Origin of the sequence: Streptomyces virginiae (genome assembly GCF_040638905.1) — a bacterium.
Classification (GTDB): Bacteria; Actinomycetota; Actinomycetes; order Streptomycetales; family Streptomycetaceae; genus Streptomyces; species Streptomyces virginiae_B.
Genome location: NZ_JBEZYV010000004.1, coordinates 94,932 through 116,967 on the forward strand (window position 1 = coordinate 94,932; position 22,036 = coordinate 116,967).

At 68.2% G+C, this 22,036-nt stretch carries 15 protein-coding genes; 12 read left to right on the forward strand and 3 right to left on the reverse strand.

Going from position 1 to position 22,036, the window contains the following annotated elements; genetic code table 11:
- The first annotated feature begins 111 nt into the window (after window positions 1-111).
- Window positions 112-3,594 (forward strand): DNA-directed RNA polymerase subunit beta, encoded by a 3,483-nt coding sequence (gene rpoB, locus AB0F82_RS08315; RefSeq protein ID WP_030026653.1) that lies wholly within the window; start codon window positions 112-114, stop codon window positions 3,592-3,594.
- A 101-nt stretch (window positions 3,595-3,695) separates the two neighbouring features.
- Window positions 3,696-7,595, forward strand: a complete 3,900-nt coding sequence (locus AB0F82_RS08320; RefSeq protein ID WP_356811245.1) for a DNA-directed RNA polymerase subunit beta' — start codon at window positions 3,696-3,698, stop codon at window positions 7,593-7,595.
- A gap of 95 nt (window positions 7,596-7,690) precedes the next feature.
- Here AB0F82_RS08320 and AB0F82_RS08325 read toward each other — a convergent pair whose 3' ends face one another.
- On the reverse strand, window positions 7,691-10,171 hold the full coding sequence (locus AB0F82_RS08325; protein ID WP_362625046.1) for a YfhO family protein: 2,481 nt from the start codon (window positions 10,169-10,171) through the stop codon (window positions 7,691-7,693).
- A gap of 368 nt (window positions 10,172-10,539) precedes the next feature.
- Here AB0F82_RS08325 and rpsL point away from each other — a divergent pair, with 368 nt between their 5' ends.
- From rpsL to tuf, 4 genes are all read left to right on the forward strand, one after another.
- Window positions 10,540-10,911, forward strand: coding sequence for a 30S ribosomal protein S12 (gene rpsL, locus AB0F82_RS08330; protein WP_007265893.1), 372 nt, complete (start codon window positions 10,540-10,542; stop codon window positions 10,909-10,911).
- A gap of 2 nt (window positions 10,912-10,913) precedes the next feature.
- Window positions 10,914-11,384, forward strand: coding sequence for a 30S ribosomal protein S7 (rpsG, locus tag AB0F82_RS08335; protein ID WP_007265894.1), 471 nt, complete (start codon window positions 10,914-10,916; stop codon window positions 11,382-11,384).
- A 39-nt stretch (window positions 11,385-11,423) separates the two neighbouring features.
- Window positions 11,424-13,556 carry an elongation factor G gene (fusA, locus tag AB0F82_RS08340; RefSeq protein ID WP_356811243.1) on the forward strand — a complete coding sequence of 711 codons (2,133 nt, stop codon included), beginning with the start codon at window positions 11,424-11,426 and terminating at the stop codon, window positions 13,554-13,556.
- A 151-nt stretch (window positions 13,557-13,707) separates the two neighbouring features.
- Entirely contained in the window at window positions 13,708-14,901 is a 1,194-nt protein-coding gene (gene tuf, locus AB0F82_RS08345; RefSeq protein ID WP_030653602.1) for an elongation factor Tu, read from the forward strand.
- Between the two features lie 205 nt (window positions 14,902-15,106).
- Here tuf and rfbC read toward each other — a convergent pair whose 3' ends face one another.
- Together rfbC and rfbA are read right to left on the reverse strand one after the other, a co-directional pair.
- Window positions 15,107-15,706 carry a dTDP-4-dehydrorhamnose 3,5-epimerase gene (gene rfbC / locus AB0F82_RS08350; RefSeq protein ID WP_356811242.1) on the reverse strand — a complete coding sequence of 200 codons (600 nt, stop codon included), beginning with the start codon at window positions 15,704-15,706 and terminating at the stop codon, window positions 15,107-15,109.
- Window positions 15,703-16,578, reverse strand: a complete 876-nt coding sequence (gene rfbA, locus AB0F82_RS08355; RefSeq protein ID WP_356811241.1) for a glucose-1-phosphate thymidylyltransferase RfbA — start codon at window positions 16,576-16,578, stop codon at window positions 15,703-15,705. The genes rfbC and rfbA overlap by 4 nt, the downstream gene beginning before the upstream one ends.
- Window positions 16,579-16,659: 81 nt before the next feature.
- Between rfbA and rfbB the strand changes: the two genes are divergently transcribed.
- The 6 genes from rfbB to AB0F82_RS08385 all read left to right on the forward strand — a co-directional run bounded on the left by rfbB (window position 16,660) and on the right by AB0F82_RS08385 (window position 22,010).
- Window positions 16,660-17,637, forward strand: coding sequence for a dTDP-glucose 4,6-dehydratase (rfbB, locus tag AB0F82_RS08360; RefSeq protein WP_356811240.1), 978 nt, complete (start codon window positions 16,660-16,662; stop codon window positions 17,635-17,637).
- Between the two features lie 47 nt (window positions 17,638-17,684).
- Window positions 17,685-18,557 (forward strand): dTDP-4-dehydrorhamnose reductase, encoded by an 873-nt coding sequence (gene rfbD, locus AB0F82_RS08365; RefSeq protein ID WP_362625330.1) that lies wholly within the window; start codon window positions 17,685-17,687, stop codon window positions 18,555-18,557.
- Window positions 18,558-18,565: 8 nt separating this feature from the next.
- Complete coding sequence (locus AB0F82_RS08370) at window positions 18,566-19,897, forward strand: lipopolysaccharide biosynthesis protein (protein WP_356811239.1); 1,332 nt, start codon at window positions 18,566-18,568, stop codon at window positions 19,895-19,897.
- A gap of 68 nt (window positions 19,898-19,965) precedes the next feature.
- Window positions 19,966-20,655 (forward strand): glycosyltransferase family 2 protein, encoded by a 690-nt coding sequence (locus tag AB0F82_RS08375; RefSeq protein WP_356811238.1) that lies wholly within the window; start codon window positions 19,966-19,968, stop codon window positions 20,653-20,655.
- Entirely contained in the window at window positions 20,652-21,104 is a 453-nt protein-coding gene (locus tag AB0F82_RS08380; RefSeq protein ID WP_362625051.1) for a DUF2304 domain-containing protein, read from the forward strand. The genes AB0F82_RS08375 and AB0F82_RS08380 overlap by 4 nt, the downstream gene beginning before the upstream one ends.
- Before the next feature lie 6 nt (window positions 21,105-21,110).
- Window positions 21,111-22,010, forward strand: a complete 900-nt coding sequence (locus AB0F82_RS08385) for a glycosyltransferase family 2 protein (protein ID WP_362625053.1) — start codon at window positions 21,111-21,113, stop codon at window positions 22,008-22,010.
- Window positions 22,011-22,036 lie beyond the last annotated feature (26 nt).

Consider the following 22,036-nt stretch of genomic DNA (forward strand, 5'->3'; position numbering starts at 1 on the left):
GATTGACTTGCCCTGATCTGGCCTTTTGGGCCGGAATCGGGGGGCCTGTCTTCTGTGTCTGCTGGGACCGGTACGCGCGTAGTGAGTCCGAGCCCTCGGAAGGACCCCCTCTTGGCCGCCTCGCGCAACGCCTCGACCAATACGAACAACGGTGCCAGCACCGCCCCGCTGCGCATCTCCTTTGCAAAGATCAAGGAGCCCCTCGAGGTTCCGAACCTCCTGGCGCTGCAGACCGAGAGCTTTGACTGGCTGCTCGGCAATGCCGCCTGGAAGTCTCGCGTCGAGTCGGCGCTTGAGAGTGGACAGGACGTCCCCACCAAGTCCGGTCTGGAAGAGATCTTCGAGGAGATCTCGCCGATCGAGGACTTCTCCGGGTCGATGTCGCTGACCTTCCGCGACCACCGTTTCGAGCCGGCGAAGAACTCTGTCGACGAGTGCAAGGAGCGCGACTTCACGTACGCGGCTCCGCTGTTCGTCACTGCCGAGTTCACGAACAACGAGACCGGAGAGATCAAGTCTCAGACGGTCTTCATGGGCGACTTCCCGCTCATGACCAACAAGGGCACCTTCGTCATCAACGGCACCGAGCGTGTCGTCGTGTCGCAGCTTGTCCGTTCCCCCGGTGTCTACTTCGACTCCTCCATCGACAAGACGTCCGACAAGGACATCTTCTCCGCCAAGATCATCCCGTCCCGGGGTGCCTGGCTGGAGATGGAGATCGACAAGCGCGACATGGTCGGTGTCCGCATCGACCGCAAGCGCAAGCAGTCCGTCACCGTCCTCCTGAAGGCTCTCGGCTGGACCACCGAGCAGATCCTCGAGGAGTTCGGCGAGTACGAGTCCATGCGCGCCACCCTGGAGAAGGACCACACCCAGGGTCAGGACGACGCGCTGCTCGACATCTACCGCAAGCTGCGCCCGGGCGAGCCGCCGACCCGTGAGGCCGCTCAGACGCTGCTCGAGAACCTCTACTTCAACCCCAAGCGCTACGACCTCGCCAAGGTCGGCCGCTACAAGGTGAACAAGAAGCTCGGCGCCGACGAGCCGCTCGACGCCGGTGTGCTCACCACCGACGACGTCATCGCCACGATCAAGTACCTGGTCAAGCTGCACGCCGGCGAGACCGAGACGATCGGTGAGTCCGGCCGTTCGATCGTGGTCGAGACCGACGACATCGACCACTTCGGCAACCGTCGTCTGCGCAACGTCGGCGAGCTCATCCAGAACCAGGTCCGCACGGGTCTGGCTCGTATGGAGCGCGTCGTGCGCGAGCGCATGACCACCCAGGACGTCGAGGCGATCACGCCGCAGACCCTGATCAACATCCGGCCGGTCGTCGCCTCCATCAAGGAGTTCTTCGGCACCAGCCAGCTGTCGCAGTTCATGGACCAGAACAACCCGCTCTCGGGCCTGACCCACAAGCGCCGCCTGTCGGCGCTGGGCCCCGGCGGTCTGTCCCGTGAGCGGGCCGGCTTCGAGGTCCGTGACGTCCACCCGTCGCACTACGGCCGCATGTGCCCGATCGAGACCCCCGAAGGCCCGAACATCGGTCTGATCGGCTCGCTCGCGTCCTACGGCCGCGTCAACGCGTTCGGTTTCGTCGAGACCCCGTACCGCAAGGTCATCGACGGTGTCGTCACCGACGAGGTCGACTACCTGACGGCCGACGAGGAAGACCGCTTCGTCATCGCGCAGGCCAACGCGGCCCTGTCCGAGGACATGCGCTTCACCGAGAACCGCGTCCTGGTCCGCCGTCGTGGCGGCGAGATCGACTACATCGCCGGCGGCGACGTCGACTACATGGACGTCTCCCCGCGCCAGATGGTGTCCGTCGCGACCGCGATGATCCCCTTCCTGGAGCACGACGACGCCAACCGTGCCCTCATGGGCGCGAACATGATGCGCCAGGCCGTTCCGCTCATCAAGGCGGAGGCCCCGCTCGTCGGCACCGGCATGGAGTACCGCTGTGCGGTCGACGCCGGTGACTCGATCCGTGCGGAGAAGGACGGTGTCGTCCAGGAGGTCTCGGCCGACTACATCACCGTCGCCAACGACGACGGCACGTACACCACGTACCGCGTCGCCAAGTTCTCCCGCTCGAACCAGGGCACCTCGGTCAACCAGAAGGTCATCGTCAACGAGGGTGACCGGATCGTCGAGTCCCAGGTCCTCGCCGACGGACCGGCGACCGAAGAGGGCGAGATGGCCCTCGGCAAGAACCTGCTCGTCGCGTTCATGCCGTGGGAAGGCCACAACTACGAGGACGCGATCATCCTGTCGCAGCGCCTCGTGCAGGACGACGTCCTCTCCTCGATCCACATCGAGGAGCACGAGGTCGACGCCCGTGACACCAAGCTCGGCCCCGAGGAGATCACCCGGGACATCCCGAACGTCTCCGAGGAGGTCCTCGCGGACCTCGACGAGCGCGGCATCATCCGCATCGGTGCGGACGTCGTCGCCGGCGACATCCTGGTCGGCAAGGTCACGCCCAAGGGTGAGACCGAGCTGACCCCGGAGGAGCGTCTGCTCCGCGCGATCTTCGGTGAGAAGGCCCGCGAGGTGCGTGACACCTCGCTCAAGGTCCCCCACGGTGAGATCGGCAAGGTCATCGGTGTCCGCGTCTTCGACCGCGAGGAGGGCGACGAGCTTCCTCCGGGCGTGAACCAGCTGGTCCGCGTCTACGTCGCCCAGAAGCGCAAGATCACCGACGGTGACAAGCTCGCCGGCCGCCACGGCAACAAGGGTGTCATCTCCAAGATCCTTCCGATCGAGGACATGCCCTTCCTCGAAGACGGCACGCCGGTCGACATCATCCTGAACCCGCTGGGTGTCCCGTCCCGAATGAACCCGGGACAGGTCCTGGAGATCCACCTCGGCTGGCTCGCCAGCCGCGGCTGGGACGTCTCCGGTCTGGGTGAGGAGTGGGCCGAGCGGCTGAAGGCGATCGGTGCCGACCGCGTCGAGCCCGGCACCAACGTCGCCACCCCCGTGTTCGACGGCGCCCGCGAGGACGAGCTCGCCGGCCTGTTCGAGCACACCATCCCGAACCGCGACGGCGACCGCCTGGTCCTCCCGTCCGGCAAGGCGCGCCTGTTCGACGGCCGCTCCGGCGAGCCGTTCCCGGACCCGATCTCGGTCGGGTACATGTACATCCTCAAGCTCCACCACCTGGTCGACGACAAGCTCCACGCCCGTTCGACCGGTCCGTACTCGATGATCACGCAGCAGCCGCTGGGTGGTAAGGCACAGTTCGGTGGCCAGCGATTCGGCGAGATGGAGGTGTGGGCGCTCGAGGCTTACGGTGCCGCCTACGCCCTCCAGGAGCTGCTGACCATCAAGTCCGACGACGTCACCGGCCGCGTGAAGGTCTACGAGGCCATCGTCAAGGGCGAGAACATCCCCGAGCCGGGCATTCCCGAGTCCTTCAAGGTGCTCATCAAGGAAATGCAGTCGCTCTGCCTCAACGTGGAGGTGCTGTCCTCGGACGGCATGTCCATCGAGATGCGCGACACCGACGAGGACGTCTTCCGCGCGGCGGAGGAGCTCGGTATCGACCTGTCCCGGCGCGAGCCGAGCAGCGTCGAAGAGGTCTGACGGGCCTGACGGGGGGCTCACGAACAGAGCCCCCCGTCATCCCCGGGACCGTTCAGACCACTGATCAAGAGACACGACCCCGAAAGAGGGATTGACGCACAGTGCTCGACGTCAACTTCTTCGACGAGCTGCGGATCGGCCTTGCCACCGCGGACGACATCCGAACCTGGTCGCACGGCGAGGTAAAGAAGCCGGAGACCATCAACTACCGCACCCTGAAGCCCGAGAAGGACGGACTCTTCTGCGAGAAGATCTTCGGTCCGACCCGGGACTGGGAGTGCTACTGCGGCAAGTACAAGCGTGTCCGATTCAAGGGCATCATCTGTGAGCGCTGTGGCGTCGAGGTCACGCGCGCCAAGGTGCGCCGTGAGCGGATGGGCCACATCGAGCTTGCCGCTCCCGTTACCCACATCTGGTACTTCAAGGGCGTCCCCTCGCGCCTGGGCTACCTGCTCGACCTCGCGCCGAAGGACCTCGAGAAGGTCATCTACTTCGCCGCGTACATGATCACGTTCGTCGACGACGAGCGCCGCCAGCGCGACCTGCCGTCGCTGGAGGCCCACGTCTCCGTCGAGCGCCAGCAGATCGAGAACCGCCGCGACGCGGACCTCGAAGGCCGGGCCAAGAAGCTCGAGTCCGACCTGGCCGAGCTCGAGGCCGAGGGTGCGAAGGCCGACGTGCGCCGCAAGGTGCGCGAAGGTGCCGAGCGCGAGATGAAGCAGCTCCGTGACCGCGCCCAGCGCGAGATCGACCGCCTCGACGAGGTGTGGGCCCGCTTCAAGAACCTCAAGGTCCAGGACCTCGAGGGCGACGAGCTCCTCTACCGCGAGCTGCGTGACCGCTTCGGCACGTACTTCGACGGCTGCATGGGCGCCGCCGCGCTGCAGAAGCGCCTGGAGTCCTTCGACCTGGAGGAGGAGGCCGAGCGCCTCCGCGAGATCATCCGTACCGGCAAGGGCCAGAAGAAGACCCGTGCGCTCAAGCGCCTCAAGGTCGTCTCCGCGTTCCTGCAGACCAGCAACAAGCCCAAGGGCATGGTTCTGGACTGCGTGCCGGTCATCCCGCCGGACCTGCGTCCGATGGTGCAGCTGGACGGTGGCCGCTTCGCGACCTCCGACCTGAACGACCTGTACCGCCGCGTGATCAACCGCAACAACCGCCTGAAGCGCCTTCTCGACCTCGGTGCCCCCGAGATCATCGTGAACAACGAGAAGCGCATGCTCCAGGAGGCCGTGGACGCCCTCTTCGACAACGGTCGTCGTGGCCGCCCGGTGACGGGCCCCGGCAACCGTCCGCTGAAGTCCCTCAGCGACATGCTGAAGGGCAAGCAGGGCCGATTCCGTCAGAACCTTCTCGGTAAGCGTGTGGACTACTCCGCGCGTTCCGTGATCGTCGTCGGTCCGCAGCTGAAGCTGCACCAGTGCGGGCTGCCCAAGGCCATGGCGCTGGAGCTCTTCAAGCCGTTCGTGATGAAGCGCCTGGTCGACCTGAACCACGCGCAGAACATCAAGTCGGCGAAGCGCATGGTCGAGCGCGGCCGCACGGTCGTGTACGACGTGCTCGAAGAGGTCATCGCCGAGCACCCGGTCCTGCTGAACCGTGCGCCCACCCTGCACCGCCTCGGCATCCAGGCCTTCGAGCCCCAGCTGGTCGAAGGCAAGGCCATCCAGATCCACCCGCTCGTCTGCACCGCGTTCAACGCGGACTTCGACGGTGACCAGATGGCCGTGCACCTGCCGCTCTCCGCGGAGGCGCAGGCCGAGGCCCGCATCCTGATGCTGTCCTCGAACAACATCCTGAAGCCGGCAGACGGTCGTCCCGTCACCATGCCGACCCAGGACATGGTGCTGGGTCTGTTCTTCCTCACCACCGACGGTGAGCTCCGTGACACCAAGGGCGAGGGCCGTGCGTTCGGCTCCACGGCCGAGGCGACCATGGCGTTCGACAACGGCGAGCTCGCGCTCCAGTCGTCCGTCGACATCCGCTTCCCGGTGGGCACCATCCCGCCGCGCGGCTGGGTGCCGCCGGTCGCCGAGGAGGGTGAGCAGGAGTTCCAGCCTGGCGACAGCTTCCGTCTGCGCACCACCCTGGGCCGCGCGCTCTTCAACGAGCTGCTGCCCGAGGACTACCCGTTCGTCGACTACTCGGTGGGCAAGAAGCAGCTCTCCGAGATCGTCAACGACCTGGCGGAGCGCTACCCCAAGGTCATCGTGGCGGCGACGCTCGACAACCTGAAGGCGGCCGGCTTCCACTGGGCGACCCGTTCGGGCGTCACCGTGGCCATCTCCGACGTCGTCGTGCCCGAGGCCAAGAAGGCCATCGTCGCGGGCTACGAGGCACAGGACGAGAAGGTCCAGAAGCAGTACGAGCGCGGTCTGATCACCAAGGACGAGCGCACGCAGGAGCTCATCGCGATCTGGACCAAGGCGACCAACGAGGTTGCCGAGGCGATGAACGCGAACTTCCCCAAGACCAACCCCATCTTCATGATGGTTGACTCGGGTGCCCGAGGAAACATGATGCAGATGCGACAGATCGCCGGTATGCGTGGTCTGGTGTCGAACGCGAAGAACGAGACCATCCCGCGTCCGATCAAGGCGTCCTTCCGTGAGGGCCTCACCGTTCTGGAGTACTTCATCTCCACGCACGGTGCCCGTAAGGGTCTGGCGGACACCGCCCTGCGTACCGCCGACTCGGGTTACCTGACCCGTCGTCTGGTGGACGTCTCGCAGGACGTGATCATCCGCGAGGAGGACTGCGGCACCGAGCGCGGCCTGAAGCTGAAGATCGCCGTTCGCGGCGAGGACGGCGTGCTGCGCAAGGCCGACGACGTCGAGACCTCGATCTACGCCCGCATGCTGGCCGAGGACGTCGTCATCGACGGCAAGGTCATCGCGCCGGCCAACGTCGACCTCGGTGACGTGCTCATCGACGCCCTGGTCGCCAACGGCGTCGAGGAGGTCAAGACCCGCTCGGTCCTGACCTGTGAGTCCGCGGTCGGCACCTGTGCCTTCTGCTACGGACGCTCCCTCGCCACCGGCAAGCTGGTCGACATCGGTGAGGCGGTCGGCATCATCGCCGCCCAGTCCATCGGTGAGCCCGGTACCCAGCTGACGATGCGTACCTTCCACACCGGTGGTGTGGCCGGTGACGACATCACGCAGGGTCTGCCGCGTGTCGTCGAGCTCTTCGAGGCCCGTACCCCGAAGGGTGTCGCCCCGATCTCCGAGGCCGCCGGCCGCGTGCGGATCGAGGAGACCGAGAAGACGAAGAAGATCGTCATCACGCCCGACGACGGCAGCGACGAGACGGCGTTCCCGATCTCGAAGCGCGCCAAGGTCATCGTGCACGAGGGCGACCACGTCGAGGTGGGCCAGAAGCTCACCATGGGTGCCACCAACCCGCACGACGTGCTGCGCATCCTCGGCCAGCGTGCCGTCCAGGTCCACCTGGTCGGCGAAGTCCAGAAGGTCTACAACTCGCAGGGCGTGTCGATCCACGACAAGCACATCGAGATCATCATCCGGCAGATGCTGCGCCGCGTGACGATCATCGAGTCCGGCGACGCGGAGCTCCTGCCGGGCGAGCTGGTCGAGCGGTCGAAGTTCGAGACCGAGAACCGTCGTGTGGTCACCGAGGGCGGTCACCCCGCCTCCGGCCGTCCGCAGCTGATGGGTATCACCAAGGCCTCGCTCGCGACCGAGTCGTGGCTGTCGGCGGCGTCCTTCCAGGAGACGACCAGGGTCCTGACGGACGCGGCGATCAACGCCAAGTCCGACTCCCTGATCGGCCTCAAGGAGAACGTCATCATCGGTAAGCTCATCCCGGCCGGTACGGGCCTCGCCCGCTACCGCAACATCCGGGTGGAGCCCACCGAGGAGGCGAAGGCAGCGATGTACTCGGCCGTCGGCTACGACGACATCGACTACTCGCCCTTCGGCACCGGCTCCGGCCAGGCCGTCCCGCTGGAGGACTACGACTACGGCCCGTACAACGGCTGAGGCTCGTAAGAAGAAGCCCCCCGCCGCTCCGAGAGGAGTGGCGGGGGGCTTCTTTCATTCTCACGGGGGTGTTTCCCCCGCGGGACCACGGCGGCTCAGCGTCGGCGGCGGCGGAGGGTGGCGGCCTGGACCGCCGCGAGGGTCAGGAGGGCCAGGGCGGCGGCTGCCAGGCCCGGGGTGAGGCCCTTCGGGGTGAAGGTGCAGGAGACCTTGTCCGTGCCCGGGGGGAGGTCCACGGCCAGGAGGCCGTGGAAGGGCTTGACCGGGGCCGAGCAGCTCCAGCCGGGGACGGCGGTGGTGGCGATGACCGCGGTGCCCCGGGTGTTCGGGGGGACCGTCGCCTCGATCGAGTGACCGCCGACCTCGACCGCGGTGGCGCCGGTGGCCTTCAGACGGTCGACGGCCGAGCCGAGGGCCGTCCGGTCCAGGCAGCCCAGCGGGTGGGCGCCCGCGTCGGCGCCCTTCGTACGGGTCCGCACGGTGACGTCGACCTTGCCGGAGGCGGGGACGGGGCCGAGCGGGGTCACCCCCGTCACCTCGTCCTCCAGCGGCTTCTCGGTGTCCCCCGAGCTGAGGGTGCCGTAGAGGGCGGGGGAGTACCAGTAGGCCTCGGAGCCGGGCCGGCACCGGGCGGCGTACGTCTGGACCTCGGGGTCGCCGCCGCGGGTGACCTGCGGGACCTCGTAGACCGTGGCGCCCAGGACGGCCTCCTGGCGGGCGTAGACGCTGTCCGCCGGGTTGGGCGAGGCGTACGGGGCGGTGCGGACGGTGACCAGCGGGGGCGCCGGGAACCTCTCGGCCGTCCAGCTGTCCGGGGCGGTGCCCGGCCGGACCCGAGCGCCGATCGAGAAGATCGCGTCGAGCGCGGGGTTGTCGGCGCCGAAGAAGGTCCGGCCGTCGTTCTTGAAGCCGTATCCGAGGGGCTCCAGCGCCCGGTAGGTGGCCTCGGGGAGGTAGCTGCTGTAGTACTGCGGCCCTTCCGCGCGGAGCGCCAGGGCGTCGTTGTACGAGGTCTGCGGCGCGCCCGAGTCGGTGCGGTGGGCGGGCCAGTCCTCGACGCCGCGGACGGCGTCGAAGTGCCGGGTGATCGACTGGTTCGAGGTGGGGACCGGCTTGGCCCAGCGCTCGCGGGCCCGGCGGGCGTCGGCGCCGGCCGCGGCCACGGCGGACTCGGTGAGGACGACGCCGACCATCAGTACGGCGGCCACCGGGACCAGGAAGCGGCGCTTGTCGCCGAGCCGCAGCAGCACCAGGGCCAGCAGCGAGACGCCTCCGCCGCCGAGTACCGCCGGCCAGGTCCAGCCGCCGAAGTCGTCGGTGCGGCGGAGCACGAAGGCGGCGGCGACCAGTACGGCCGCCATCAGGGCCAGGTGCCGGGGTCGCGGCCGGTTGGCCAGCGCCAGCCAGGCCAGGACCACCACCATCCCGCTGAAGACGAAGGTCTCGCGGTACGGGTTGCCGTTCGGCACGGCCAGCCCGTGCCACACGTACTGCGTGGGCGGGAACTGGAAGGAGGCGAGGACCAGCGCGGTGGCGAGCGCCCACACCAGGCGGGTGCGCCGCGCGACGGCGGTGTTGAGGAGGAAGGCGCCGGCCAGGATCAGGCCGAGGGAGGCCACGTAGAGCCGGGGGCGGCCGCCCCACAGGTGCGTGGCCGGCAGCATGCCCGCGAAGAACACCTCGATCCGTACCGGGTCGAAGGCGGCGGCCCTGGTGGGCTGCGCGGCCCCGCTGGACAGGAACGACGGCAGCAGCAGCGGGAGCGTGAGCAGGATCCCGGTGCCGGCGGCCGTGGCGGCCCGCCACAGGGCGAGCAGCCGCTCCCGGGCCGTCGTCTCGCGGGTGGCGAGGCGGATCGCCAGCAGGACGCAGGCGGCCATCGTGGCCATCATCGCGGTGTAGAAGTTCCCGAACCAGGCGAGCGCGACCAGCAGGGTCGCGCCCGGCCAGCGGCGCCCTTCCAGGCACCACTCGACGGCGATGCCGAGCATCGGGAACGCGACCAGGCCCCAGAGCCACATCGGGATGTACGAGGCGTCGCTGAGCGCCCACCCGCACAGGCCGTACGTCGCCCCCAGCACGCCCCGCTGCCACCACGGGCCGGCGTGCAGCTTGCCGAGGTACACCGTCATCACGGCGGCGGCGGCGCCCATCGTGAGCGGGGTGACGGCGAAGACGGCGAGGTCGACGTGGGCGCGCGGGACCAGGACGGCGATCCAGGAGAACGGGTTGCCGAGGTAGGTGTGGTAGTCGGACAGGAACTGCTGTCCGAATCCGCCGCGCCAGGTGAAGAGCAGGTCGCCGGCGGCCTGCCCGTGGACCAGGTCCCACAGCGCCCGGTGGAAGGGCACGTACTGGTTGGCCTGGTCGTTGACGGCCCGCCCGGTGTTGCCGAAGGGGAAGGTGCCGCGGGCCACCCAGGCCGCGCAGAAGGCGGTCGCCGCCATCAGGAAGGCCAGCAGGGGGCCGCGCAGGCGGGCGGATCCGCGGACCGAGCGGCGGACGGACCGACGGACGGCCGACGGGCGGTCCGGAGCGTGGGGCCGGGCGTCGACTGTGGTCGGCTCGGGTGCCACGGTCCCCAATGTCCTGCTCCCTGCTGATCGACTCGCGGGCGCCCGGCGCCCGGGCAAGGTGTCAGTTTAGGGCGCCGGGGCGGGCCGCCGGGCCGAACGGCCCTCCTCCCGCTTGCGCGGGGCGGGTTTTCGTGCTGGGCATTTGTTTTGACCTACCTCTGTGAGGTAGGTACGCTCTGACCTTGTGCCTGGGGTGTGCCCTGGGCTCCCGCGTGCGCTCAAGACCCGCGGTGAGCCGAGAAGACCACACCGCGATCCGTGCCCCTCTCACCTCGGTGGAAGTGTGCAGGGTCCGACACACCCGACCGCGTGGGTCGGCAAAGTTCCAGGTTAGCTTCACTACACGGCACACAGAAACCGGAGAAGTAGTGCCTACGATCCAGCAGCTGGTCCGTAAGGGCCGGCAGGACAAGGTCGAGAAGACAAAGACTCCCGCGCTCGAGGCCTCGCCTCAGCGTCGCGGCGTCTGCACGCGTGTGTTCACGACCACCCCGAAGAAGCCGAACTCGGCGCTCCGTAAGGTCGCGCGTGTGCGTCTGACCTCCGGCATCGAGGTCACCGCTTACATTCCGGGTGAGGGACACAACCTGCAGGAGCACTCGATCGTGCTCGTGCGTGGTGGCCGTGTGAAGGACCTGCCGGGTGTTCGTTACAAGATCATCCGCGGTGCGCTTGACACCCAGGCTGTCAAGAACCGCAAGCAGGCCCGCAGCCGCTACGGCGCCAAGAAGGAGAAGTAAGAATGCCTCGTAAGGGCCCCGCCCCGAAGCGCCCGGTCATCATCGACCCGGTCTACGCATCTCCTCTGGTGACCTCGCTCATCAACAAGATCCTCCTGAACGGCAAGCGCTCCACCGCCGAGCGCATCGTCTACGGCGCCATGGAAGGCCTCCGCGAGAAGACCGGCAACGACCCGGTCATCACGCTGAAGCGCGCGCTGGAGAACGTCAAGCCGTCCCTCGAGGTCAAGTCCCGCCGTGTCGGTGGCGCGACCTACCAGGTCCCCGTCGAGGTCAAGCCGGGTCGCCAGTCGACCCTGGCCCTCCGCTGGCTCGTGGGTTACTCCCGCGCCCGTCGTGAGAAGACCATGACCGAGCGCCTCATGAACGAGCTGCTCGACGCCTCCAACGGTCTTGGCGCTGCCGTCAAGAAGCGCGAGGACACGCACAAGATGGCCGAGTCCAACAAGGCCTTCGCGCACTACCGCTGGTAGTCCCACCCCACATCGAGACCGAGAGAAGACCGAAGCCTTATGGCTACCACTTCGCTTGACCTGGCCAAGGTCCGCAACATCGGGATCATGGCCCACATCGACGCGGGCAAGACGACCACCACCGAGCGCATCCTGTTCTACACCGGTGTGTCTTACAAGATCGGTGAGGTCCACGACGGCGCCGCCACGATGGACTGGATGGAGCAGGAGCAGGAGCGCGGCATCACCATCACGTCCGCCGCGACGACCTGCCACTGGCCGCTCGAGGACGTCGACCACACCATCAACATCATCGACACCCCGGGTCACGTGGACTTCACCGTCGAGGTGGAGCGTTCGCTCCGCGTCCTCGACGGCGCCGTCACCGTGTTCGACGGTGTCGCGGGTGTGGAGCCGCAGTCCGAGACCGTTTGGCGTCAGGCGGACCGCTACGGCGTCCCGCGCATCTGCTTCGTCAACAAGCTCGACCGTACCGGTGCCGAGTTCCACCGCTGCGTCGACATGATCAAGGACCGCCTCGGCGCCGTCCCGATCGTCATGCAGCTCCCCATCGGTGCCGAGGCCGACTTCCAGGGTGTCGTCGACCTCGTCCGCATGAAGGCGCTCGTCTGGTCCGCCGAGGCGACCAAGGGCGAGATGTACGACATCGTCGACATCCCGGCCAGCCACACCGAGACCGCTGAAGAGTGGCGCGGCAAGCTGGTCGAGACCGTCGCCGAGAACGACGACGAGATCATGGAGCTCTTCCTCAACGGCGACGAGCCGACCGAGGAGCAGCTGCACGCCGCCGTCCGTCGCATCATCCTCGGCTCCGGCAAGGGCAAGGGCGAGCCCACGATCACCGCGGTGTTCTGTGGCACGGCGTTCAAGAACAAGGGTGTCCAGCCCCTGCTCGACGCCGTCGTCCGCTACCTGCCGTCGCCGCTGGACATCGAGGCCATCGAGGGCCACGACGTCCGCGACGCCGAGACGGTCGTGAAGCGCAAGCCGTCCGACGAGGAGCCCCTCGCCGCGCTCGCGTTCAAGATCATGAGCGACCCGCACCTCGGTAAGCTCACCTTCGTCCGGGTTTACTCGGGCCGCCTGGAGGCCGGCACTGCGGTGCTGAACTCTGTCAAGGGCAAGAAGGAGCGCATCGGCAAGATCTACCGCATGCACGCGAACAAGCGTGAGGAGATCGCGTCGGTGGGCGCCGGCGACATCGTCGCCGTGATGGGCCTGAAGCAGACCACCACCGGTGAGACGCTGTGCGACGACAAGCAGCCCGTGATCCTGGAGTCCATGGACTTCCCGGCTCCGGTCATCCAGGTCGCCATCGAGCCCAAGTCCAAGGGTGACCAGGAGAAGCTGGGTGTCGCCATCCAGCGTCTCGCGGAGGAGGACCCCTCCTTCCACGTTCACTCGGACGAGGAGACGGGCCAGACCATTCTCGGCGGTATGGGCGAGCTGCACCTCGAGGTGCTGGTCGACCGTATGAAGCGCGAGTTCAAGGTCGAGGCCAACGTCGGCAAGCCGCAGGTCGCGTACCGTGAGACGATCCGCAAGGGCGTCGAGCGTCACGACTACACCCACAAGAAGCAGACCGGTGGTACCGGTCAGTTCGCCAAGGTGCAGATCGCGATCGAGCCCATCACCGAGGCCGACGGCCCGGCGTACGAGTTCGTGAACAAGGTCACCGGCGGTCGTGTGCCGAAGGAGTACATCCCTTCGGTGGACGCGGGTGCGCAGGAGGCCATGCAGTTCGGCATCCTGGCCGGCTACGAGATGACGGGCGTCCGCGTCACGCTTCTCGACGGCGGCTACCACGAGGTCGACTCTTCCGAGCTCGCCTTCAAGATCGCCGGTTCGCAGGCCTTCAAGGAGGCCGCGCGCAAGGCTTCTCCCGTGCTCCTCGAGCCGATGATGGCCGTCGAGGTCACCACGCCGGAGGAGTCCATGGGTGACGTCATCGGCGACATCAACTCCCGCCGTGGCCAGATCCAGGCCATGGAGGACCGTCACGGAGCCAAGATCGTCAAGGGCCTCGTGCCCCTGTCGGAGATGTTCGGCTACGTCGGCGACCTCCGCAGCAAGACCTCGGGTCGCGCCAGCTACTCGATGCAGTTCGACTCCTACGCCGAGGTTCCCCGGAACGTCGCCGAGGAGATCATCGCGAAGGCCAAGGGCGAGTAACTCTTCGGAGTACACGCTTTAGGCTTGTCACCGGCAGCCTCTGGGGCAACAGGAACCACTCCCGTTGCCCCGGGGACCGGCCGGCTTTCCAGCAAAGATCACCTGGCGCCGATCTGTAAGGCGTACAGAACCACTCTCCAGGAGGACCCCCGTGGCGAAGGCGAAGTTCGAGCGGACTAAGCCGCACGTCAACATCGGCACCATCGGTCACATTGACCACGGTAAGACGACCCTCACGGCCGCCATTACCAAGGTGCTGCACGACGCGTACCCGGACCTGAACGAGGCCTCGGCCTTCGACCAGATCGACAAGGCTCCTGAGGAGCGCCAGCGCGGTATCACCATCTCCATCGCGCACGTCGAGTACCAGACCGAGGCGCGTCACTACGCCCACGTCGACTGCCCCGGTCACGCGGACTACATCAAGAACATGATCACGGGTGCCGCGCAGATGGACGGCGCGATCCTCGTGGTCGCCGCCACCGACGGCCCGATGCCGCAGACCAAGGAGCACGTGCTCCTGGCCCGCCAGGTCGGCGTCCCCTACATCGTCGTCGCCCTGAACAAGGCCGACATGGTGGACGACGAGGAGATCCTGGAGCTCGTCGAGCTCGAGGTCCGTGAGCTGCTCTCCGAGTACGAGTTCCCGGGCGACGACCTGCCGGTCGTCCGCGTCTCCGCGCTGAAGGCGCTCGAGGGCGACAAGGAGTGGGGCGAGAAGCTCCTCGGCCTCATGTCCGCCGTCGACGAGGCCATCCCGACCCCGCCGCGTGACACCGAGAAGCCGTTCCTCATGCCCGTCGAGGACGTCTTCACGATCACCGGTCGCGGTACGGTCGTCACCGGCCGTATCGAGCGTGGTGTCCTGAAGGTCAACGAGACCGTCGACATCATCGGTATCAAGGAAGAGAAGACCACCACCACGGTCACCGGTATCGAGATGTTCCGCAAGCTGCTCGACGAGGGCCAGGCGGGCGAGAACGTCGGTCTGCTCCTCCGTGGCATCAAGCGCGAGGACGTCGAGCGCGGCCAGGTCATCATCAAGCCGGGTTCGGTCACGCCGCACACCGAGTTCGAGGCCCAGGCCTACATCCTGTCGAAGGACGAGGGTGGCCGTCACACCCCCTTCTTCAACAACTACCGTCCGCAGTTCTACTTCCGTACCACGGACGTCACGGGTGTCGTCACCCTGCCGGCCGGCACGGAGATGGTCATGCCGGGCGACAACACCGAGATGTCGGTCGCGCTGATCCAGCCGGTCGCCATGGAGGAGGGCCTGAAGTTCGCCATCCGTGAGGGTGGTCGTACCGTGGGCGCCGGCCAGGTCACCAAGATCACGAAGTAATTCGTGTTCTGACCTGGTAGCTCGTTGATCGGGCACCAAGTTGCACTGGAGGGCCCCGGCCCATCGCTTCGGCGGTGGGGCGGGGCCCTTCGGCGTTCCCCGGAATCGGAAACGGAACCGGCAACGAAAACCGGGTACGGGAAGAGGGCCGCACCCCGTGCGGGGTGCGGCCCTCTCTACGTTCGTGCCTGCCTGCGGCGGCCGGTCAGCTCACGCGGAGCGACTCGGTGAACTCGTTGCAGGCGGCGAAGTCCGGGAGCAGCCCGGTCGCGATCGCCTCGGCCAGCGACGGGGCGGCCTCGTCGCGCGCGGACAGCTGCGGGACCTCGGCCGGCCACTCGATGCCCAGGTCCGGGTCGAGCGGGTGGACCGAGTGCTCGCCGGTCGGGTTGTACGTCTCCGAGCACAGGTACGACAGGGTCGCGTCGTCGCTCAGGGCGCAGAAGCCGTGGCCGAGGCCCTCGGGGATGTAGACGGCGCGGCGGTCGACGTCGTCGAGGCGCACGCCCTCCCACGTGCCGAAGGTGGGGGAGCCCACCCGGAGGTCCACGATGACGTCGAGCACGGCGCCGCGCACGCAGGTCACGTACTTGGCCTGGCCGCGCGGCACGTCGGCGAAGTGGATGCCGCGGACCACGCCGGCGGCGGAGACGGAGAGGTTCGCCTGGGCCAGGTTCAGCGGGTGGCCGACGACCTCCGCCAGGCGGTCGAAGCGGTACCACTCGGTGAACAGGCCGCGCGGGTCGCCGTGCAGCTGCGGGGTCACCTCGAAGGCGCCCGCGATGGAGAGTTCGCGGAACTTCACTTGCCCTCCTCCTCGTCGAGCAGGGCCAGGAGGTAGGTGCCGTAGCCGCTCTTGGTCAGCGGCTCGGCGAGCGCGCGCAGCTGGGCGGAGTCGATGAGGCCGGCCCGCCAGGCCGCCTCCTCGATGCAGCCGATCTTGAAGCCCTGACGCTCCTCGATCACGCGCACGAACTCGGAGGCCTGGACCATCGAGACGAAGGTGCCGGTGTCGAGCCAGGCGGTGCCGCGGTCGAGGATGGTGACGTTCAGTTCGCCGGCCTGGAGATAGGCGTCGTTGACGGCGGTGATCTCCAGCTCGCCGCGGGCGCTGGGCTTGAGCCCCTTGGCTATCTCCACGACCTGGTTGTCGTAGAAGTACAGACCCGGCACGGCGTAGCGGGACTTGGGCTTGACCGGCTTCTCCTCGATGGAGATGGCCTGGCCCGTCTCGTCGAACTCCACGACGCCGTAGGCGGTCGGGTCCGCCACCGGGTACGCGAACACACGGCCGCCCTTGGCGTCCGTGTGCTGGGCGAGGCGGGTGCCGAGGCCGCTGCCGTGGAAGATGTTGTCGCCGAGGATCAGTGCGACGGACTCGTCGCCGATGAAGTCGGCGCCGAGCACGAACGCCTGGGCGATGCCCTCGGGGCGCTCCTGGACCGCGTACTCCAGCCGCAGGCCGAACTGCGAACCGTCGCCGAGCAGCCGCTCGAACTGGTCGCGGTCTTCAGGGGTGGTGATGATCAGGATCTCGCTGATACCCGCCATCACCAGGGTGGAGAGCGGGTAGTAGATCATCGGCTTGTCGAAGACGGGCAGCAGCTGCTTCGAGACGGCCCGAGTCAGCGGCCAGAGTCGCGATCCGGTGCCACCGGCCAAAAGGATTCCACGCATGGGTGAACCCTATGCGAGAGGGCCGGGGCGGTCCGACCGTCCGGCGTGTGACGTTCGGCAGGCGGCTAGACTCTTCGTATTATGCGCATCCTCGTGACCGGCGGCGCCGGCTTCATCGGTTCAGAATTCGTCCGCCAGCAGCTCGGTGCAGACGCCACGGCGCAGATCACCGTCTTCGACAAGCTGACCTACTCGGGCGTCGAGGCCAACCTCGCCCCGGTCGCGGGCCACTCCGGATACCGCTTCGTCAAGGGCGACATCTGCGACGCGGAGGCCGTCGACCAGGTGATGGCCGGCCACGACGTGGTCGTGCACTTCGCCGCCGAGTCCCACGTGGACCGGTCGATCGCCGGCGCGGGACCCTTCGTCATGACGAACGTCGTCGGCACCCAGGTGCTGCTGGACGCCGCCCGCAAGCACGGCGTCGGCCGCTTCGTCCACATCTCCACCGACGAGGTCTACGGCTCGATCACCGAGGGCTCCTGGACCGAGGAGTGGCCGCTGGTGCCGAACTCCCCGTACTCCGCCTCCAAGGCGTCCTCCGACCTGCTGGCGCTGGCCTACGCGCGCACGCACGGCATGGACGTGGTCGTCACCCGCTGCTCCAACAACTACGGGCACTACCAGTTCCCGGAGAAGGTCATCCCGCTGTTCGTCTCGAACCTGATGGACGGCAAGAAGGTCCCGCTGTACGGCAACGGCGGCAACGTCCGCGACTGGCTGCACGTCTCCGACCACTGCCGCGGCATCGACCTGGCCATGCGCAAGGGCCGCGCCGGCGAGGTCTACAACATCGGCGGCGGCACCGAACTCACCAACAAGGAGCTCACCGGCGTCCTGCTGGAGGCCGCGGGCCTGGGCTGGGACATGGTCGAGCACGTCGAGGACCGCAAGGGCCACGACCTGCGCTACTCCATCGACATCAGCAAGATCGGTGCGGAGCTGGGCTACGCCCCGCAGGTCACCTTCGAGGACGGCATCAAGGCCACCATCGACTGGTACCGCGAGAACCGCGCCTGGTGGGAGCCGCTGAAGGCGAAGGCGGCCCTGCAGAAGTGAGCACCGACTCGTTCGCCGGCCGCTGGCTCGTCACCGGTGCCGCCGGGATGCTCGGCCAGGACGTCCTGACGGTCCTGAAGCGCGCCGGCATCGAGGCCGTGGGCCTGGGCCGCGCCGACCTCGACATCACCGACCCGGCCGCGGTCCGCGCCGCGGTCGAGGACGTCACCGTGGTCGTCAACTGCGCGGCCTGGACGGACGTGGACGGCGCCGAGACGGCCGAGGAGGCCGCCACCGCCGTCAACGGCACCGCCGTACGCGTCCTCGCCGAGGCGTGCGCCGCCGCCCATGTGCGCCTGATCCACGTCTCCACCGACTACGTGCTCCCCGGCGACGCCTCGGAGCCGTACCGGGAGGACGCCGAGACCGGCCCGGTCAACGCCTACGGGCGTTCCAAGCTGGTCGGCGAGCAGGCCGTCACCGAGCTGCTGCCGCAGGACGGTTACGTCGTACGGACCGCCTGGCTGTACGGCGAGCACGGGCCGAACTTCGTCGCCACCATGCTGAAGCTGGCCGCCCAGCGCGACACCCTCGACGTGGTCGACGACCAGCACGGCCAGCCCACTTGGTCCTACGCGCTCGCCCGCCACCTGGTTGACCTCGGCCTGTCGGCCCTCAGGGGCCATGCCATGGGCGGGATCTACCACGGCACCGCGAGCGGCCGGACCACCTGGATGGGACTGGCGCGCGAGACCTACCGGCTGAGCGGCCTGGACCCCGAGCGGATCCGGCCGACCAACTCCGAGGCGTTCGTCCGCCCCGCCGCCCGCCCCGCCTTCAGCGTGCTCGCGCACGACGCGTGGAAGGAGGAGGCCGGACTGGACCCGCTCCCCGACTGGCGCGACCAGCTGGCCAAGGCGCTCGCCACCCCCGGCTTCGCCGCACTCGCGAAGGCGGCCCGGAACGGCCCCACGGGATGAAAACCCTGGTGAACAAGTTGAGCGCGGCGCTGCCGCCGGGCACCGTCGCGGTGGCCGGCGGCACCGTCGTGCTCGGCGCGGCCTCGTACGCCCACCTGGGCGTGGCCGGTCACAGCCTGTCCGATGCGGGTTATGCCAACGTCTCGGTGCTGTGGACGATCGTGATGTCCCTCGGCATCGGCATCTTCTTCCCCCTGGAGCAGGAGCTCACCCGGATCGTCTCCGCCCGGGTCGTCCTCGGTCAGGGAACGGCCCCGGTGCTGCGCCGCGCCGGCCTGCTCACCGCCGGCATCCTCGGCGCGACCCTGCTGATCCTCGTCCTCGGCGCCGGCCCCGTCGCCGACCTGCTGTTCCACGGGGACCGCGCCCTGGTGGCCGCGCTCGGCGGCGCCTTCACCGGCATGGCCGTCTGCTACCTGACCCGCGGTGTGCTGGCGGGCCTCGGCCGCTTCGGCGCGTACGGCACCCAGCTCGCCGTCGACGGCGGGCTGCGGATCGTGCTCGCCTTCGGGTGCGCCCTCTTCGGACTGCACTCGGCACTGGCCTTCAGCCTCATCCTGGCCGTCGCACCCGTGGTCGCGACGCTGGTGACGCTGCCCGCACTGCTGCGCGCGGTCGGCCCCGGCGAGCAGATCGCCTGGCGGGAGCTGTCGGGCGGCCTCGGCCTGCTGGTCTGCGCGACCCTGCTGTCCCAACTGGTCGTGAACGCCGCCGTGGTGAGCACCAAGCTCCTGGCACCGTCCGACAGCGCACTGATCGCGGCGCTGATGAGCGCGACGGTCCTCGCGCGCGTACCGCTCTTCGTCTTCGGCTCGCTCCAGGCCTCGCTGCTCAGCGGCCTGACCGCCGCCTTCACCGCCGGAGACCGCGCGGCCTTCTGGGCGATGCTGCGCCGGATCGCGATGGTCGTCGGAGCGCTCGGCCTGCTCGGCGGCGTGCCCGCCACGGCGCTCGGCCCCTGGCTCATCGAGGTGCTCTTCGGCATCCAGGACCCGGTGCTGGGCAGCTTCGACTTCTTCCTGCTGTCCGCCGGTACCGCGGCGTACATGTTCGCGATGGTCCTCGGACAGGCGCTCATGGTATTCAAGCGGCACAACCTGCAGTTGCTCTGCTGGGCCGTCGGTACCGCGGTGCTGGTGGGCATCACCCTGATCCCCGGCGAGGTGTCCGTGCGCGTGATCGTCGCTTACGCCCTGGGATCGACGGCCACCGTGCTCGCTATGCTGGCAGCCCTCAGGCTGAGCTTCCCCGGAACCGCGGCCGCAGCCGGTGAAGCACCCCGGCAGACGACCGACGACGCAGACACCGGCGCCCCGGGCGTGGGCGCGGTCGGGAGATGACCATGCCGGCCCGAGACGTCACACCGATCACCGAGCACTCGAACGTGCCACTTTCCGCTGGAGCTACCGTGTCCCAATACGACGATGTCTGGCTGGTCATACCGGCCTATAACGAGGGCCAGGTGATCGCCGAGGTGGTCGAGGGGGCCCGCAAGACGTTCCCCAACATCGTCGTCGTCGACGACGGCAGCACCGACGACTCGGCCGAGCACGTAGCGACCACGGGCGCCCACCTGGTCCGCCACCCGGTCAACCTCGGCCAGGGCGCGGCCCTCCAGACCGGTCTGAAGTACGCGCTCACCCAGCCCGGTTCCCGCTACTTCGCGACCTTCGACGCCGACGGCCAGCACCAGACCAAGGACGTCGAGACGATGGTCGGCGTGCTGCGGCGGGACGAGGCCGACGTGGTCCTCGGCTCCCGCTTCATCGAGCAGAACGGCCAGGTGCCGTGGATCAAGCAGGTCGTCCTGCGCACGGCCGCCGCCGTCAGCCCCACCGCCCGCAAGCTCAAGCTCACCGACGCGCACAACGGTCTGCGCGTGCTGAGCCGCAAGGCCGCCGAGCAGCTGAACATCACCATGAACGGCATGGCGCACGCGTCCGAGCTCGTCGGTTTCCTGGCGGGCTCCGACCTGCGGGTCACCGAGGTGCCCGTGGACATCCTCTACACCGAATACTCGCGCTCCAAGGGCCAGTCCCTCATCAACGGCGTGAACATCATCTTTGACATTTCGCTGCGGGAGCGTGGGCGTCGATGAAGTACTTCTGGATCCAGCTCGTCCTGATCGTCGGCTCGGTGTCGATGGCCCTGGTGTTCATCCGCACGTGGAGCCAGGCGAAGAACCGGGCCTGGAAGCGCATCGCCTTCTCCCTGTTCGTCATCGTCAACGTGTACGCCGTGCTCCGCCCGACGGACGTCACCTGGCTCGCCCACCAGCTCGGCGTCGGCCGAGGCACCGACCTGGTGCTGTACGTGATGGTCCTCGCGATGGGCTTCCTCACGCTCAACACCTTCCTGCGGTTCCGCTCGCTGGAGAAGAAGATCACCGACCTCGCCCGGACGGTGGCCATCAACGAGGGCACGCGCCACAACGGCGAGCGGCTGGGGGCGGGGTCCGCCTCCGGCTCCACACCGGACGCCGGTGCCGGCGCTGACGCTGACGCCGCCGCGGACGCCGCGGCCGACTCCGACTCCGTGAAGGCCTGAAGCTCCATGGTGACCTTCGACTTCATGCTCCCCTACTACGGGGACGTGCAGCTGATGCAGGACGCCGTCCGCAGCGTGCTGGCGCAGACGGACCGGGACTTCCGCCTCGTCGTGATCGACGACGGCAAGGAGCCCGACGTACCGGGCTGGTTCGCCGGACTCGGCGACGACCGCGTGCACTACACGCGCAACGAGCAGAACCTCGGCATCACCAAGAACTTCCAGAAGTGCGTGCGGCTGTCCGAGGCCGACTACGTGGTCATCATGGGCTGCGACGACGTCCTTCACCCGCACTACCTGGAGACCGTCCGCGGCATCGTCGACGCCCAGCCGGGCATCGGCATGATCCAGCCCGGCGTCGAGGTCATCGACGGCACGGGCCAGGTGACCCAGGGCCTGGCGGACAACACCAAGAAGCGGCTGTACGCACCGCAGGTGAAGGGCCGTCGCCTGATGGGCGGCGAGGAGCTGGCCGCCAGCGTGCTGCGCGGCAACTGGCTCTACTTCCCGTCGATCGCCTGGCGCGGCGAGGTGCTGCGCAAGGTGAACTTCCGGGACGACTACTCGGTGATCCAGGACCTCGCGCTCGTGGTCGACCTGCTCGAAGGCGGTGAGCAGATGGTCATCGACAACACGACGACCGTCTTCCAGTACCGCCGGCACGCCGTCAGCGAGTCGTCGGTCCAGGCCTTCTCCGGCACCCGCTTCGCCGAGGCCGAGCGGTACTTCTCCGCGGTCGCGGCCCGCATGGACGCCCGCGGCTGGCCGAAGGCTGCCCGTGCGGCCCGCTTCCACAGCGCCTCCCGGCTGCACGCGCTGACGATGCTCCCCGGAGCGCTGCGCAGCGGCAACAAGGCGGGCGCCCGCACCCTGGCGAAGCACGCCTTCACCTCCGGCCAGAACTGATCAGACTCCGCCCACCACGAAACGGA

Bases quoted from the DNA above. Each gene is read 5' to 3' on its own strand.
- AB0F82_RS08380 (WP_362625051.1), top strand. From the start codon at position 20,652: ATGAAGTACTTCTGGATCCAGCTCGTCCTGATCGTCGGCTCGGTGTCG.
- rfbD (WP_362625330.1), top strand. From the start codon at position 17,685: ATGCTCGGCCAGGACGTCCTGACGGTCCTGAAGCGCGCCGGCATCGAG.
- rfbA (WP_356811241.1), bottom strand. From the start codon at position 16,578: ATGCGTGGAATCCTTTTGGCCGGTGGCACCGGATCGCGACTCTGGCCG.
- rfbB (WP_356811240.1), top strand. From the start codon at position 16,660: ATGCGCATCCTCGTGACCGGCGGCGCCGGCTTCATCGGTTCAGAATTC.
- fusA (WP_356811243.1), top strand. From the start codon at position 11,424: ATGGCTACCACTTCGCTTGACCTGGCCAAGGTCCGCAACATCGGGATC.
- rpsG (WP_007265894.1), top strand. From the start codon at position 10,914: ATGCCTCGTAAGGGCCCCGCCCCGAAGCGCCCGGTCATCATCGACCCG.
- AB0F82_RS08385 (WP_362625053.1), top strand. From the start codon at position 21,111: ATGGTGACCTTCGACTTCATGCTCCCCTACTACGGGGACGTGCAGCTG.